14 protein-coding genes are annotated in these 14,124 nt (G+C 41.1%); 7 read left to right on the top strand and 7 right to left on the bottom strand.

The features are described from left to right. Positions 1-25 precede the first annotated feature (25 nt). On the top strand, positions 26-463 hold the full coding sequence (locus B1s21160_RS02050; protein ID WP_190276962.1) for an RDD family protein: 438 nt from the start codon (positions 26-28) through the stop codon (positions 461-463). Between the two features lie 133 nt (positions 464-596). On the opposite strand, the gene B1s21160_RS02045 is transcribed toward B1s21160_RS02050, so the two are convergent. The 7 genes from B1s21160_RS02045 to B1s21160_RS02015 all read right to left on the bottom strand — a co-directional run bounded on the left by B1s21160_RS02045 (position 597) and on the right by B1s21160_RS02015 (position 5,923). After that, positions 597-1,166 carry a hypothetical protein gene (locus B1s21160_RS02045; protein ID WP_095672214.1) on the bottom strand — a complete coding sequence of 190 codons (570 nt, stop codon included), beginning with the start codon at positions 1,164-1,166 and terminating at the stop codon, positions 597-599. Further along, complete coding sequence (locus B1s21160_RS02040) at positions 1,163-2,242, bottom strand: hypothetical protein (protein ID WP_095672213.1); 1,080 nt, start codon at positions 2,240-2,242, stop codon at positions 1,163-1,165. Before B1s21160_RS02040 ends, B1s21160_RS02045 begins: the two co-directional genes overlap by 4 nt. 31 nt (positions 2,243-2,273) lie before the next feature. After that, positions 2,274-3,338 carry a hypothetical protein gene (locus tag B1s21160_RS02035; protein ID WP_150120961.1) on the bottom strand — a complete coding sequence of 355 codons (1,065 nt, stop codon included), beginning with the start codon at positions 3,336-3,338 and terminating at the stop codon, positions 2,274-2,276. 264 nt (positions 3,339-3,602) lie between these two features. Continuing rightward, complete coding sequence (locus B1s21160_RS02030; RefSeq protein WP_095672211.1) at positions 3,603-4,040, bottom strand: hypothetical protein; 438 nt, start codon at positions 4,038-4,040, stop codon at positions 3,603-3,605. A gap of 9 nt (positions 4,041-4,049) precedes the next feature. Further along, a complete protein-coding gene (locus tag B1s21160_RS02025) occupies positions 4,050-4,730 on the bottom strand; it encodes a hypothetical protein (RefSeq protein ID WP_095672210.1) in 681 nt (226 codons plus the stop codon). A 26-nt stretch (positions 4,731-4,756) separates the two neighbouring features. Beyond that, complete coding sequence (locus tag B1s21160_RS02020) at positions 4,757-5,299, bottom strand: RNA polymerase sigma factor (protein WP_150120960.1); 543 nt, start codon at positions 5,297-5,299, stop codon at positions 4,757-4,759. Positions 5,300-5,449: 150 nt separating this feature from the next. Continuing rightward, positions 5,450-5,923: a hypothetical protein gene (locus tag B1s21160_RS02015; RefSeq protein ID WP_095672208.1), complete on the bottom strand. Its 474-nt coding sequence runs from the start codon at positions 5,921-5,923 to the stop codon at positions 5,450-5,452. Between the two features lie 212 nt (positions 5,924-6,135). Here B1s21160_RS02015 and B1s21160_RS02010 point away from each other — a divergent pair, with 212 nt between their 5' ends. From B1s21160_RS02010 to B1s21160_RS01985, 6 genes are all read left to right on the top strand, one after another. Then, entirely contained in the window at positions 6,136-10,095 is a 3,960-nt protein-coding gene (locus B1s21160_RS02010; RefSeq protein WP_190276961.1) for a S1 family peptidase, read from the top strand. 92 nt (positions 10,096-10,187) lie between these two features. Further along, complete coding sequence (locus B1s21160_RS02005) at positions 10,188-11,018, top strand: ion transporter (protein WP_190276960.1); 831 nt, start codon at positions 10,188-10,190, stop codon at positions 11,016-11,018. A gap of 17 nt (positions 11,019-11,035) precedes the next feature. After that, entirely contained in the window at positions 11,036-11,569 is a 534-nt protein-coding gene (locus tag B1s21160_RS02000; protein ID WP_095672205.1) for a hypothetical protein, read from the top strand. Continuing rightward, complete coding sequence (locus B1s21160_RS01995; RefSeq protein ID WP_095672204.1) at positions 11,550-12,488, top strand: DUF8686 domain-containing protein; 939 nt, start codon at positions 11,550-11,552, stop codon at positions 12,486-12,488. Before B1s21160_RS02000 ends, B1s21160_RS01995 begins: the two co-directional genes overlap by 20 nt. Next, the gene (locus B1s21160_RS01990) at positions 12,472-13,443 is read left to right on the top strand and encodes a DUF8686 domain-containing protein (RefSeq protein WP_095672203.1); all 972 of its coding nucleotides are present in this window, start codon (positions 12,472-12,474) and stop codon (positions 13,441-13,443) included. Before B1s21160_RS01995 ends, B1s21160_RS01990 begins: the two co-directional genes overlap by 17 nt. Then, positions 13,427-14,104 carry a hypothetical protein gene (locus B1s21160_RS01985; RefSeq protein WP_095672202.1) on the top strand — a complete coding sequence of 226 codons (678 nt, stop codon included), beginning with the start codon at positions 13,427-13,429 and terminating at the stop codon, positions 14,102-14,104. The genes B1s21160_RS01990 and B1s21160_RS01985 overlap by 17 nt, the downstream gene beginning before the upstream one ends. Positions 14,105-14,124 lie beyond the last annotated feature (20 nt).

The raw sequence follows: 14,124 nt of genomic DNA, 5'->3' as shown, positions 1-14,124 counted from the left end.
TTAACCTGAGAGTGGGATGCCGGCGATGACAATTAATCCACCAAGTAATTCGATAGAGACAAACTCTGGCACTAGTTTGAATCTTGCCTCATTTCAGCATCGCTTGGGAGCACTCTTTTTAGATGCTGCATTAGCTTTAGTGACTCTAGGTATTGGGTGGATTATTTGGAGTTTGATCGTCTGGGGTGAAGGACAAACACCAGCTAAGAAAATTCTTAAGATTCGAGTTTATGCAGCTGAAACCCAGAGGCGAGCTACTTGGGGACATATGGCGATTCGAGAGCTATTGGTTTATTTAAGTTTAGGCATTGCTGCAGGGCTTCTTGATTTAATTACTTTTGGAGTTCTAGGCACCCTGGGCCTGATCACTTGGTATGTGATTGAAATCGTTTTCTACTTTACAAAAGATAAACGAACATTAAGAGACATATTAGTGAAAACCCTGGTAATCAACGAGTCTTAAGCTTATTTTCTTCCACTCAAATGTTAATAGTGCTGCTCTCGATCTAATTTTCTAAGTTCTTGTGAACAAGACTTTGGTTAGTTTAGTTCAGTGTTTTTGATTTGCAAGAAATAAAGCAGCGTATCTCGATTAGCTATTTCCCTGAATAATAACTATTGCAAGCCCGGGAAAGAAGAAAACCGATTGGCGCTAATGACAGCGATATTAAAAATATGTATTGCCACAATGGCATTGAGCTTGGATCGATCATGGTAGAAGAGGATGAAGCTATCGTATCAACAGGAGCATCCATTAAAGGTTCTTCAAATGATCCTTCATCCGAGACTGTCTCAGGCTCAGCAGCTGATCTAAATTTAGGTAAAATAATTTTCCATGGATATAAAATGTGATACAGCAATTGAGCTCCCATTATTGAAATAACACTAATACGAGCAAGCTGTCTAGGTCCTGTAGCTCGGTAGATTGCAATTAATGTTAGTAAACTAATAATGGTCCAGAAGAGACCAGGCCGCCAAGTCTGAGACAAGCCCGTAACTGAATAATACTGAAAATTGAAGTAGTAATTATAAATAGAAAGAATGCCTGTCATACCTTGTAGAAACATCATAAGTGCAGATAGCCCAGCGAGAGAAAGACCAATAATTGCCGAGGTTGGTAGGCGATCAAAAAGAGTTGAGGTACCAAAACTTCTTTTTATTTTCATAGTTTACTCTCTGTGTCAGGATCATTTTCAATCTTAAGTTTTTGCTCTATTAAGCCATGACCCTCCGCCGGCACCGCTTCAGCTTGAGCTAGTAAATTAGCACCGCGATACTCAGCACATAGCTCTCTGTACTCTGCCTCTAACTGCCACATTGCAGCGACAAGAGACTCTTTTTGAATACGTAATTTTTCTGGAGTCATCTCACCTCGTCCTGGAATCATTCTTGACTTCGTAAGTCTTTTTATTTTTTTAGTAGCTCGCTTGACCCCACGACGTGCTCTATCTAATTGCACCTCAACTTCAGCATGATTGAAGTAAGACAAAGCGGAAGCACTTAAAACAAATGTCATTTGAACCACAAAGAAAAGAAGAGTTCCAAATGCAGTAACTGAAAGGCCAAATGAGAAGGGAACTGCTTGGACAGAATCACTTCGTACTGCAGAGAGTAACAAAATCACAATGGTAACAAATAATGCCAATACAGATATTCCCCATATTTGCCATCTCGGTTGAGGATTGACTCGATCCGCCTGCATTTTTAAGGTTAGACCAATGATGTGAGCGCAAATAATACTAAGGAAAGAAAAACTAGCTGTTATTAGGAAACCCTTTACACCCGCATCGTTAAGAATCTTTTCAACAGCCGGCTTAGTGACAAGAAATTCACCCACCGCAAGCATGCTAATCGCTGCCCAGTAAAGCGGTAGTGAGACCACTCTAGTCCGGGCCGCTTTACCAATTGGATTTTCATTTACAAGGCCATGCTTTTCTTCTAAAAACTTTTTGATCAGATCTTCATAGTTTGAGCGCTCTGCTTCCAACTGGGTAATTTCATATGCTTGAGCTGATTTATTAGCGCGATCCTCATCGGTGAGAGTTACGGACTGGCCTTGGTAAATACGAAGTTGAGACTGAAGCTCCTGAATTTTCTTAGAGGAAGCAGCATGTAATTTATCCAAGTATGGAACAGGAGTAGTACCCCAAGTCTCATGAGGGTGATTAGATTTACCGTGAAACTTGCCCTTTCTGCGCGCGCGCCGTAAGGCTCGGCCATGGCTTGAGAAAAAGTCTTTCATTTGTCTCCTCGTTGATCGATTTGTTGGTTATTTATTTGCATGCTTGATCAAGTGAGGCCTTTTGCCCACTTGTTTTAATTCCGGCTGCAGTCCAAAATCCACGCCAATAGCTATCAAGTTTTGCCGTCAATTCGCGCGGAAAACCCGAACTTGCTCCTTGACCAATAACTTCAACTCGAAGTTGGACTCTTTGAGAGAACTTAATTGACGCTTCTTCAGCTACCTGTCGTCCCAAACTTTCTGCCGCTGCCGTCGTTGCACTCTTCTTAACTGCGTTTCCAGTATTCCATACAGAATTAGCGGTCATGCCCGGGTAAGCATTAAGCATGTCACTTGCTATCGCAATACAAAGTTTTTGAGGTGATTTTGGAGTTGATTTTCTGGCTAAATCAGCAGCCACAGCTGCTGAGCGTTTAACTGCCCCCACAACATCTGAGCAAGCTTTGTTGTCACAATTATAGTTTTCAAATAACTTATCTGCTGACTTAATTCCATTAATTAATTTCAGAACAATAGAGCAGGTATCTTTTGCGGCTTCAGCTCTTAGCTCCTTCGATACGTTTTTCATAAAATTCCCCATTTTAAACTGATCCTCTGCTCTTTTCTGGCACTGTGAGGCAGATACTGACTTAACTTCATCTCCCAAAGCGTATTCCCGCACCAACACAGAGTAAGTTCCTTTGGCTCCAAAAAAGTCTTCATATGTAGCCTTAAGGCGAGCTGGTGTTGGATTGGTACCGCCAACTTTTTTGATTATAAATTCCCAAATTAACTCTGCATCTCTCACAGACAATATTTCAATAATTTGCGCAGATTGTGAATTATCATTTATCAAAGAAATACTCAGGTCGGTCGGTGGCGTAAATGGCTCTGCTATCCCTTTGAATTTGGGAAATCCCAACGCAACATCTATTTTCTCAAGCAATGATGCACGAAGTAAGGTCCAGAGTTTTTGACTATCTGAGGAGTTTGAAACATCGAGAAAATAAATGACCTTTTCAGATGAAGTAAAATAGGCTGCTTGAGCTTGAGGCATTCCGGTTAAAGACAAAACCAATATAGTCACAGCCGTCATCAATTTCTTTAAATCAAGCACAGTATTTTCTCCCTTTTGCTTCTGCCTGAAGCGTAGTGCAGGGGTAAGCCCCCCCACAAGCCCAGTTTCTGAGCGCAGAAACTCCAAAAAGCATGATTGGTGAAATATAAAGACTCCCCTTAATTTCTTTTCATCTAAGAAAATACTCTCCCCCAAATGCCGTCTCTTTTGTTAGCCCCAAAAGTTCTTGAGATTGGTAGAACTTCAAAGTAAATAACCACTAAATTATTAGATCTAGAATTTAATTTGTAAGGTACGGTGCTACTAAACAGCATCGCACATCAATGTTAGAAGCTCTAAGAGCACCGCTTGATTTTGATCGACACCATTAAGACTTAAATAGTTGGCCTCAAACTCTATGCCAAAGACATCAAATTGGATCAATGCTGTTACTGGAATCTGGTCATAGGTAATGCCGCCACTTAATTCAACAACTGTTCCACCAGAATTTGAGATGAAATCACTCCAATCAGGGTTGGCCATAAAAGCATCTGCCATCTCACCTAATGTTGCATTTGCACAATCATTCAATGAACCGTTTTTAACAATACTTACACCAGGGGTTTCAAGGTCCAAGCCTGAAAAATCCTCTATCGCAGATGTTGCATTATCAATATCTGATTGCGAACAACCTGAAAGGCCACCTGCAAAAATTAGTAAAGTGGATACAACCGCTGCTTTAAATTTTATGCTGCTGCTCATATCTGCATCCTATGGGTTGGCAATCTTTTCACAACTTTTAGATACTACCCAGATATTCATACTTGATCTAGAGCTTCCAGAGAAAAACGCCAACACTCCTTGACCATCATAGAAGCCTTTGTCTACTGCAATTAGATTTGCGTTGACCCCTAGTTCGATCGCACACTTTCCATAGCTAGCAGGAATTGCTGAGAGTGCTATTGGTTTAGCACTGATCTTGATTTTAGATCGAATCTGCTCGATCTGATTTAAATAATCAAGTCCAGTGTTATTCAAATACTCCTTACTTGGTGACTGGTCAATCTCAAATTGAGTACTGCCATCATTTAAGTCAAGTGGTTTTGTAGAAGAATTATTATTTGGCTCACTCTGAGTAGGTTTTGGTGTTTCACTCTGAGCTGTTGGAGTTGGTTTGGCAATTGCAATCTCAAGATCACTCTTTGAATTGGAATCTGACTGATTTAACACAAAGGCAAGGCCGCCCACCAAAACTAAAAAGCCAGCAGCTAGTTGGAATTGAGTTTGAAATCTTACATAGAGTGAGTTTTGCTTTTTGTCCTGAGCAATTTTCATCTCTTCAATTTTGGCCAAGATCATCTTTTCATGGCGCTTTAATTCAAGCTCACTCATTGGCTTACTCTTTGGCAGGTCGCGGAATAGATCCTCTACAAAATCATCTTTGTCAGACATTAGTGACCCCCATGTATTTAGACGTCTTAAGCATGTTTTTGGTTCCCCATCCTTGGATCTAGCTCCGATAGCTGCAAAGCGAGCGCTGCTTTGCCCCGGCTGATGCGACTTTTAACAGTATTAGCTGGGATCCCCAGAAGTTTTGCAGAATCCTCAATTGAGTAACCGTCCAACCACACTAAGGCAACCGCATCCGCCTGGTCCTTAGGGATTTTTAGCAGGGCGGATTTAATTGTGATCTCATTGGTGGTTGCTTCAGCAAAGCTACTTTTTTTAGCTGCACTCTCATCCAAGTTGGAGATATCATCATATAAATAACTCCGCTTACTCTCCCGCCTGATTAGGTCTAAATAAGTGTTGTTCACAATCTGATAAGCCCAGGTCAATACCTTAGAGTCATGTTTAAAGGAGTCTGCCTTATTGATTATTTTAATCCAAAACTCTTGCAACGCTTCATCTGCTAGGTTTTTATCAGAGAATCTACCTCGAGCAATCGCTGCTAATTTGGGCAGTAATAATATGGCCATGGCACCAAGGGCATCTAAATCCCCACCTTGGTAGCGCTTCATCAGCTCTTCCTCAGTTAAACCCTCGTAATTCAAAAGACACACCCCCAGCTGGTATGGGTTAAGGGTAGTGGCAAGGTAAATAAAAGAGCCCCCGCGGAAGGGTTTACGGGGGCTCTACTTATTACTTATCGTTACTTATCCAAGCTGGATTTAGAAGGTTCCCTCTTCTGAGGAGATAAATGAAACTACAAATGGCTTGGATGAAACAGTCTTTTGTGTGCCAGATTTTAAGACTCTAATGCGATAAGTCTTGTCGTGATCACACCATGCTGGAGCAGAACCAAACTCATCTGTGCAGTAAGGACTAACTTGGAACAGAGCCACACCTACAGCAGAGGTTCTTGTTGCCAACTCCTCTGACCAGGTTTGTAAGTAAACATCATAGGTTTCTAGGATAACTCTGCGACCAGTACCTGCTGGGGTCACTGTTACTTGCAAACTTGGCATATCTGAAGCAATGTCGTAATCATCTTCAGAAAAATCACGGTGGCCCTTATCTGCGCCATCCTCCCAAGACCAAGTAATGACTGGTTGTGGTTTTGGTGTGCCTAGGGCGTTAGCTACCGGGGTTAATACAAAGCTCCCCAAAGCAACGGTTAAAGCTACTGCTAATAATTTCTTCACAATTTACTCCTTCTAATTTTCTTGCCCGAGCCAGTTCTGGCCCAGATACATATAAGACGGATCAAAGCTGTCAATGGTTCCATCGATATTTTTGACTTATTCAAGGGGTGATTTTGGCCCCTGAAAAGAAAACGGGTGAATTGGGAACCAAAAAAGCAGTTCGGCGTCTAATCTATTGATATCTATAATTGCTTTAAAGGAGCATGCTGCCCATGATGATTAGTAACTCTTATCTGTATAGAGGACTTTCATTTGTGCTTGGCTTGGTTATTGCAAGCTCAGTATTGACGCCAATTGCACAAGCAGTGACTAATGGCTCGCTGGTGGTTGATCCAAAAAGTAATGCTCCATATGTAGTTTCGATCTGGACATCGGAAAAAAGTAATGATTATAAAGATGCTGAGTTTATCTGTACTGGAACCTTGATTGGTCCACAAGTTGTATTAACCGCAGCGCACTGCGTAACTCTCACCACTCCTTACTTTGTCAAAGTAGGAGCTGATGCCTTAAACGACAATACTAATTTTACTGCAGTCAGTGGCGTATGGACCAGTCCAAGATATAGCTCTAAGACTTATGCAAATGATATTGGTTTGCTCAAACTAGAGGAAAGATTTGAAGATATTGCATTCCCGACTTTAGCCAGCTCAGTAACTGCTAAATCTGTTAATAAATTTAGTAGGTTAACAATTTTTGGATGGGGCTTAGATCAAGATGAAAATCTAGCTGATCTACTTAGGACCTCAAATCTCTCATTGCAAGATGGGCTAGCTGTTAAAACATTTGGAAAATCTTTTAATCCAGCCACTATGTTGGCAGCTGGTAGAAAAATACCTTCTGAGAATGTTTGGTCTGGTGCTTGTAATGGTGACTCAGGTGGACCTTTGCTTTCCAATATAAATGGTATAAATGTAATTGTTGGTGTAACTAGTTGGGGGGCAAGAAATTGCTCACCAAATAAACCAAGTGTATTTACTCGAGTTAGTTATTATGAAAAAGATATCCGTAAAGGCATTAAAGAGGTTGAGGCACAATCGGTGGTAGTTAATCGGACTGCACCTATCGCCACAACTGAGCCAGATCTCACTGGTCTAGCCAGGCCAGGAAATGTTATTAAGTGCTCACCTGGAGTTTGGAAAAATGCGGTTGCAATTCAAACTGCCTGGACATCACCGGCAAGATTAGTTGGATCAACCAAAAATGAAGTGACTGTTTTGCCCACCGACGGAGGCTCAGAGTTTCGATGTGAGGTAATAGTCTCCTCGACAGCTGCCAGTGTGCGAAGAGTGTTAAGAACATCAATAACTGGTAGTGCCACTTTGGCCTCTGCGCCAATAATTTCAGGTATTGGAACTGGCTATACCCTTAAAACGGGTATGACAGCTAGATGTGAAGGATGGAATTGGCGAACACCAGTTGATAGTGAGCGGGTTACTTGGTTTACAGCAGCCACTTCAGCACCATCTGTGCCGGTTAATGGCAGGCAGATTGGATCTGGCTCTTCAATTACCTTTGACTCATCCATCCTAAAAGATGAAAATGGTCGCTATCTAATCTGTCAGGTGACAGGTGTTAGAGATGGGTTTGAAGCCCACTTCACCAGCAGTAAATTCATAACTACACCAGCACCACCATCACTTAGTAATGTATCGGTAAGTGCCTATTCACTCTCTGTTGGCAATACCGCAAGCTGCTCCTACTCCGCCTATGGTGATGTTGAGGTAGCAAGAATAGATTGGGGTTACACATCTAACTCTGGTTATTTCTCACAGATTCAAGGAGTATCTGGCACAAAGATTTCAATTACTAAAGAGATTGCGATACAAGCGGCTGGAAAACCACTTGCTTGTAAAGTGACAGTAAGTAACTCTGGCGGTGAGGCAATGAAAATTGCTTCTAGCTATAACAGCTTTGAGAATCTGCCAAGTGCTGTAAATGTAAGTATCAGTATCTCAGGAGCTGCCGAGGCTGGAAAAACTGCCTATTGCAATCTCAATTCCAGTACCCCATGGAGTACTACCACCACATATCAGTGGGGTAAAACCTCTGTAGCTGGTTCAAGCGCTATTGAGGGCCAAGTTCTCTCTACAAATAGTTATTACACATTAAGTAGTAGTGATATCACACAATTAGGTAACTCTTATCTAACTTGCGTTGTAATGATTACAAACAGCATTGGATCCACAGCATCTGCAGCTAGCCTTCTAATCCCTGCGACAGTCATCCAGGTGCCGTTTCCTAATCCACCAACCGTTGATTTGCAAACCCCATCAACAACCTCAATTGCAGTACGGATTCGTATTCCATTTATCTCAAGCTATAACGCAACCACAATGAAAGCTGTGCTTAATCTTATGAATGCACCAAGCTGTCGCAATATTGAGGTTGTTCCTGGTCAGGCATATGAGTGCGCGGGTTTATCAGCAAATACCACATACCTTGCAGATATCACACTCTCACCTAGAACCGGCACTGGAACTAGTCGAACTTCAGAGAATCTTAGATTTACCACCAATAGCTTGTCTTCTAACGACAATGTTACGCCCACCATTATAGATTCTTCATATCAATACACTGGTTATGAAAAAATTATTCCAACAAGTGCAAATCCTGGGACAGAGATCGCAGTTAGATTTGTTGCTCGAGATAATATTGGTGTTTATAGCACCTCAGTGCGGTTAATTAATCCTTCGAATGTAGTCGTATCAACTACGAATGGTGTATTTCAAAGCGGTAGCACAACCGATGGTGCCTACCGTGCAAATATTGCGACAGCGTCAAGTGGTCCTGTAGCAGGTGACACTTATCGCATTGAGGCGCAAGCACGTGATGCTGCCGGAAATTTATCTGCTTGGTTTTATTTAGGCAATTTTACAGTTACCAATCAGGTGAGTATTCCTACTCCAGTAGCTCCAACATTTACACCGATCTCCTCAACAAAAGTTAAGGTTACTTTGCCAGGTATCCCAGGATTTAATGCAAATACAATGATTGCCCAACTTTATATTTACTGGCAGACAAGTCTGACTGCAGTAGGTATTGACGGGTCTGCAAAAAGTATTGAAGTGAATGCCAACTCAGGCAAAACTCATACCGGTTATGTTGTCTTGAGGCGACTTTCTGATGGATATGAAGTTAAATCAACGATCATTTACTTCACAATGCCAACTGCAGATCCAGATACGCAGGCTCCACTGGTTGGTTCAGGAACGATCTCATACGGTCCATTGACCGGCTTTGCAACAGTTGATGTTGATTTAGTTGATGTTTCAGGTGTTTCGAGTTGTCGGGCAGTCCTTTACAACTCAAATAATATTGACGTTGCATCCAACACAAATTGTCTAAGGGTCTCTGGCACCTCAACGAGCGGTGCTTGGAGGGTTTCTTTTGATTTACAAAATAGTGCCTTCAATCCAGGAAATTACACTGTGAAAATTGCTGCTACAGATTTGCTCGGAAATACCAGCTCTCTCGTAAATGTGGGGGGCACCTTTATAAAGCCTGGTGCCTCTGTTAGTACTTTGTCCTCACTGCCGATACCTACAACTATTGGGATTAATTATGTAGATCAAATAGTTTTGAACGGATTTAATTTTGGAAATTTAGGAGCTGCTCCAAGTAATTTTACCTGGACTGTCCGAACATTAACCACATCTGGAGCGCTTATTAGTTCAATGCCAGTGGGGTCAAATCAAACATATATCACTGGGTTATCAGGTTCAACTACCTATAATGTGGTACTTGTTGCGACTGATTCTGCGGGACAAACAAGAGTTTCATCTCCACTAACAGTTACAACCCTTGCTCCAGCTGACTCAGTGGCGCCTGCTATAAATATTGGTTCTGCCTATGTTTCATCACTGACCACAAAAACTGGGCAAAGCATGACTGTTCAGTTTCAAGTTTCCGATGCAACCGGTGTTTCACCTGCCAAAGTAGGAGGCACTGGTTCTCATTGTGGCCTTTGGGATACATCAGAAAGTACACATTGGGTCTTACTACAAGCGCAGCTTCAAAGCGGTGATGTCAAAAATGGCACATGGGTTTGTAATTTTGTAATTTCAGCTGATGCACCTAGCGGAAATCTTAAAATTATCGCTGAGGCAGCAGATGCTTACGGAAATTGGAGCGGTCGAGTAACACTTGCCACGGTAAGTAATACAAAGTTATAATTATTTACCTGAAATAGAATGGGGTTCTAGCCATTAAAACCGTAAAGGCTTATGGTGAAGTAGTTGAACTTTCAGACTATCGAATAAAGTGGTTGTCCAGAATTGTTTATAGCAGTCCATTTGAATTACTTATTGCATTTGTAATTTTAGTTAACGCAATTTCATTAGCGCTGTTAACTATGCCTAATTCTAATTCTACTACTCGATCATTTTATGAGACTCTAGATCGCTACGCTTTTTATGTTTACGTCGGAGAGTTGCTTTTAAGAATGACCTCTTATGGCATCAAGCCATGGGAGTTTTTTAAGAAACCGTGGAATATTTTTGATTTCTCAATAATTGCGCTATCCCCAATATTTGCAAGTCAAATAGTGATTTTGCGGCTACTTAGATTGCTCAGATTGATCCGCATTTTTAGGTTTTTACCTGAAGTGCGCGTATTGACCTCATCGATAGCCAGATCGCTACCCCCTCTGCTTAGTATGGGTGTACTAATTTTCTTGGCATTGTTTATTTATGGAATGGCAGGGGTCTACGTATTTGGTGATGAGATACCAAATCACTGGGGAGATATTTCTAAGGCACTAACAACTCTATTTATCTTGCTAACTTTGGAAAACTTTCCTAACTATCTTGAAGAAGCAACCCTAGTGAGCCCCTGGGCATTGCCTTTTTATCTTTCATATATTTTCATTATTGTTTTTACCGTGCTCAACGTGCTGATTGGAATTGTTCTAAATGCTATGGATGAAGCTCGATCTGACAATAAAAAACGGATTGATAAAGTTAAGCAGCTAGATCAAATCATTCAGGAAGTAGAGCTAATTACAGCCGATGGAAAAGTCACTGAAGAGGAGATCAAGCAACTCCGGGAGAAGTTGACGATTCTTGAAAGACTTGCATCCCAAAAACAACAAGAATAAGAGGCTATCGTTATCTAATGAATTCGGCTTCTCGTTCCAAACTTAGCAAGGTAATTATTGCTTGTGTCTTTTGTCTTTCTTCAATATTTGCTAATCCCAGTGCAGCTTATTCCCAAGAGAAACCGATCTTTTATATGTTTGCTAAACCAGGGTGTTACGCCGCGTATTCAAAATCCATTCAAACAATACCCTTATATTCCATTAAAAAGATTTATCCAGTTTCTTGTTTCGCACCACACCACTTTGAAGTTTTTTGGGCTGGTCAGTTTTCAACAAAAATCGGAAAGGTCGGAGCTGATGGACGCGCAGTGGTATCTAGCTGTTCGCAAAAATCTAAGGAGTATGGATTTTGGGGTCGGAATGCAAATTTTTACAACTACACTCCCGACGAGATGCAAGTGATAGGTAACTGGACGAGTGATTATGGTGTTGAATCCCAAAGGTTTCCAAATCGATCCATTTGTTATGCCGTCGTCTCTACTGAATCAATGCTATTTATAAAAGAAATTGACTATCCTATAGTGAAAGGACATGAAAAATATGATAATTAATTCAAAAATACTTTTCAAATGGAAAGTTGCCGTTTCACTTGGATTATTAATATTAATTATTACACCAATTGTTGTATCAGCTGTTATTAGGCCCACCACGGATTCTTTACTCGATGGAAGTGCGCTAAAATCAGATTATAAATTTGATATTTCTGTTTCTAAAATTGATGTTGAAGAAAACCTAGCCACCATCACTATTACCCCTAGATTCCAAGGTAACTATGGTGAAGTTACTAGAAATGGTAGTTTAACCTTTAAAGATGTGGAATTGCTTGTGGATTCATTCCAAGGTAGCGGTAAATTCTCTTCCGAAATTGGACAGGTAGTTGGTAGGCAAGAGTTTAAAATTCTTCTAAAGGGTAATTCATGGCGATATCCATTTGATAACTACCGAACCGGAGTTGGTCTAATTGATTCAAAATTCGAAAATTCATCACTTCTACTAACAGAAGTAAAGGAGTATTTGCCTGGTTTCCGAGCAAACTCAAGACTTATTCCAAATTATCGTGAAGATTTATACCCAACTGACTCCACCAGAGATGAAAAAATTATCAGCGATTTAACTCAGGGCATCGCACAAATTGAGTGGCGGATAATGCGCTTGCCTGGAGATATATATGCTGCAATCCTCTTGGCGATTCTAATGCTGATATCTGCAGGGGCTAGCGTTTCAGTAACTCGGGCTGTATGGAGCGGCAAGCGACCACCATCAATTAATGCCTTGGCTTGGCTCGCAGCATTTCTCTTTGCAATGTTTCAAATTAGAGCGAGTTTGCCCGGTACACCACCGAGTGGAACTTTGTTTGACTTAATAATCTTTTACCCAATTTTAATCGTACTTCTTGCAGAGATGGCTGCTGTTGTTTATTTATGGATACGGCGAGATGACTGGGATTTAAAAAATGTTCCCAAAAATTAATTTGCAAGATAGGCATACAAAAACGATTTTGGGTGCAATAATTTTTATTGCAGTCATTCTAGCTTTTTTTGCGCGTGGTGGAACAACCTCTGTCGACAAGCACTCTAAAAATTTATTGAGCTGTGACCCCGGACAATGGAGTACTAGTGTTTATTACTCCGATAATAAAGATGGCTGTCCGGACCTTATTGAGTTTTATTTATTGCCATCTTTTGTGAATGAAGCAGCATCTGAACTCGTAACTCGTGTAGTAACAGCCCCAAGTGGTCTATATGGAGTGGCAGAGAGAAATTCAGGCTTCACTAACCGAGCGTTTACGGTGGATTTGGATAGCGTAGATGCTGCAAGGACTCTTAATACCTCAAGTAATGCAACTATTGGCATCAACTCTAGATCGAAAATGTCGACCAAGAATGCTCTTTTTTATTACCCTTTTGATTTTTATGTTGGTGAAATAACTTTGCAAGCAACTGATTTTCAGACAAAGTCGACCATTCCAAGCACAGTAAGTGTTGGGGTGCAATCCCTATCAGGATGGCAACTTAAATTCTCGCAATCAGGAGAGCCTGAACCAGAGTCGAGGGATAAAATAATTTATGGAGATGGCTTAGCTAAGATTTCTTGGGAGTTAAAGCGAGCAAATGTAATTTTCATCGCCATTATTTTGCTCATATTTTTAATGATGATCGCTCTGGTTTCAGGCTTTGCGATAACAAGATCAATTTCTAGTGGCAATCGGCCTCCTTCTATGAATTTACTGCTATGGCTTGCAACAATACTTTTTGCGATAATTCAAGTTCGGGGAAATTTTCCAGGAGGCCCACCACTAGGAATTCTAATTGACTACCTCATTGTTTTTCCAGTTTTGAGTTTGCTGCTGTTGTTAGGAATTGCAAATACTTTCTTCTGGCTGGCCAGGGCAGACTGGGACATAGAGAATGAAAAAGCCGTTTAAATCTGTTCTGTTTTCTCTATCAATTGTGCTACTTACTTCTTGCACAACTGACAGAGAAAATGAGCAATTAGCCCAGCGTCAAGGTCAACTAGAACAAATTCAATTCGCACTGAGAGAGAATGCTGTTAGCGAGTGGGAGGCAAATCTCCCAAAATCTGCCCCTTCAAGGGAATTTTTTGACCGCTCAGCAGCTCCGATAACAGAAAAAGTAGTTAGGAGTGACACTCAATCAGTGGAATTTCGAAAAAAACTTGCCAAGGATTGGGGGGAACTTCAGAGCCAGCGGGAATTAGATGTTATGTGCAAACTTTTTTTTGAAAGTTGGCTCGGATTCGGTGACACATATGCAAAAGAGATGGCTGAGATGAGAGCTGTAACAGCGGCTCTGGGAATAAAAATTGAGACTATTGAAAATATTAGAATTGCCGAAGATAACCGCAAGACTATAAATTATCCGATGGCAGGAAAGAAATATAATTTATTTGTTTGTGAAGCTACAACAATTTTTCGACTTGCGCGACCTGGGCTAACGCTGCCGAGTCGATCAACTATTGCAGTGGTTTACTATCTAGACAATGGTGAAATTAAGGTCACTTTTTCTGCCGATCCAGGCGTAAAGACAGACGCTATTCCCGATGGTGCATTCCTACCAACCTCTTAATTATTTCTTTGCTGATATGG

Origin of the sequence: Candidatus Nanopelagicus hibericus, assembly GCF_002288005.1 — a bacterium.
GTDB lineage: Bacteria > Actinomycetota > Actinomycetes > Nanopelagicales > Nanopelagicaceae > Nanopelagicus > Nanopelagicus hibericus.
This window is presented reverse-complemented; position numbering and strand designations above follow the sequence as displayed.

Excerpts from the sequence above, each read along its gene's own strand:
- B1s21160_RS01985 (WP_095672202.1), top strand. The coding sequence starts at position 13,427 with ATGAAAAAGCCGTTTAAATCTGTTCTGTTTTCTCTATCAATTGTGCTA.
- B1s21160_RS02030 (WP_095672211.1), bottom strand. The coding sequence starts at position 4,040 with ATGAGCAGCAGCATAAAATTTAAAGCAGCGGTTGTATCCACTTTACTA.
- B1s21160_RS01995 (WP_095672204.1), top strand. The coding sequence starts at position 11,550 with ATGAAAAATATGATAATTAATTCAAAAATACTTTTCAAATGGAAAGTT.
- B1s21160_RS02010 (WP_190276961.1), top strand. The coding sequence starts at position 6,136 with ATGATGATTAGTAACTCTTATCTGTATAGAGGACTTTCATTTGTGCTT.
- B1s21160_RS02050 (WP_190276962.1), top strand. The coding sequence starts at position 26 with ATGACAATTAATCCACCAAGTAATTCGATAGAGACAAACTCTGGCACT.
- B1s21160_RS01990 (WP_095672203.1), top strand. The coding sequence starts at position 12,472 with ATGTTCCCAAAAATTAATTTGCAAGATAGGCATACAAAAACGATTTTG.
- B1s21160_RS02020 (WP_150120960.1), bottom strand. The coding sequence starts at position 5,299 with ATGAAGCGCTACCAAGGTGGGGATTTAGATGCCCTTGGTGCCATGGCC.
- B1s21160_RS02025 (WP_095672210.1), bottom strand. The coding sequence starts at position 4,730 with ATGTCTGACAAAGATGATTTTGTAGAGGATCTATTCCGCGACCTGCCA.
- B1s21160_RS02040 (WP_095672213.1), bottom strand. The coding sequence starts at position 2,242 with ATGAAAGACTTTTTCTCAAGCCATGGCCGAGCCTTACGGCGCGCGCGC.
- B1s21160_RS02000 (WP_095672205.1), top strand. The coding sequence starts at position 11,036 with ATGAATTCGGCTTCTCGTTCCAAACTTAGCAAGGTAATTATTGCTTGT.
- B1s21160_RS02045 (WP_095672214.1), bottom strand. The coding sequence starts at position 1,166 with ATGAAAATAAAAAGAAGTTTTGGTACCTCAACTCTTTTTGATCGCCTA.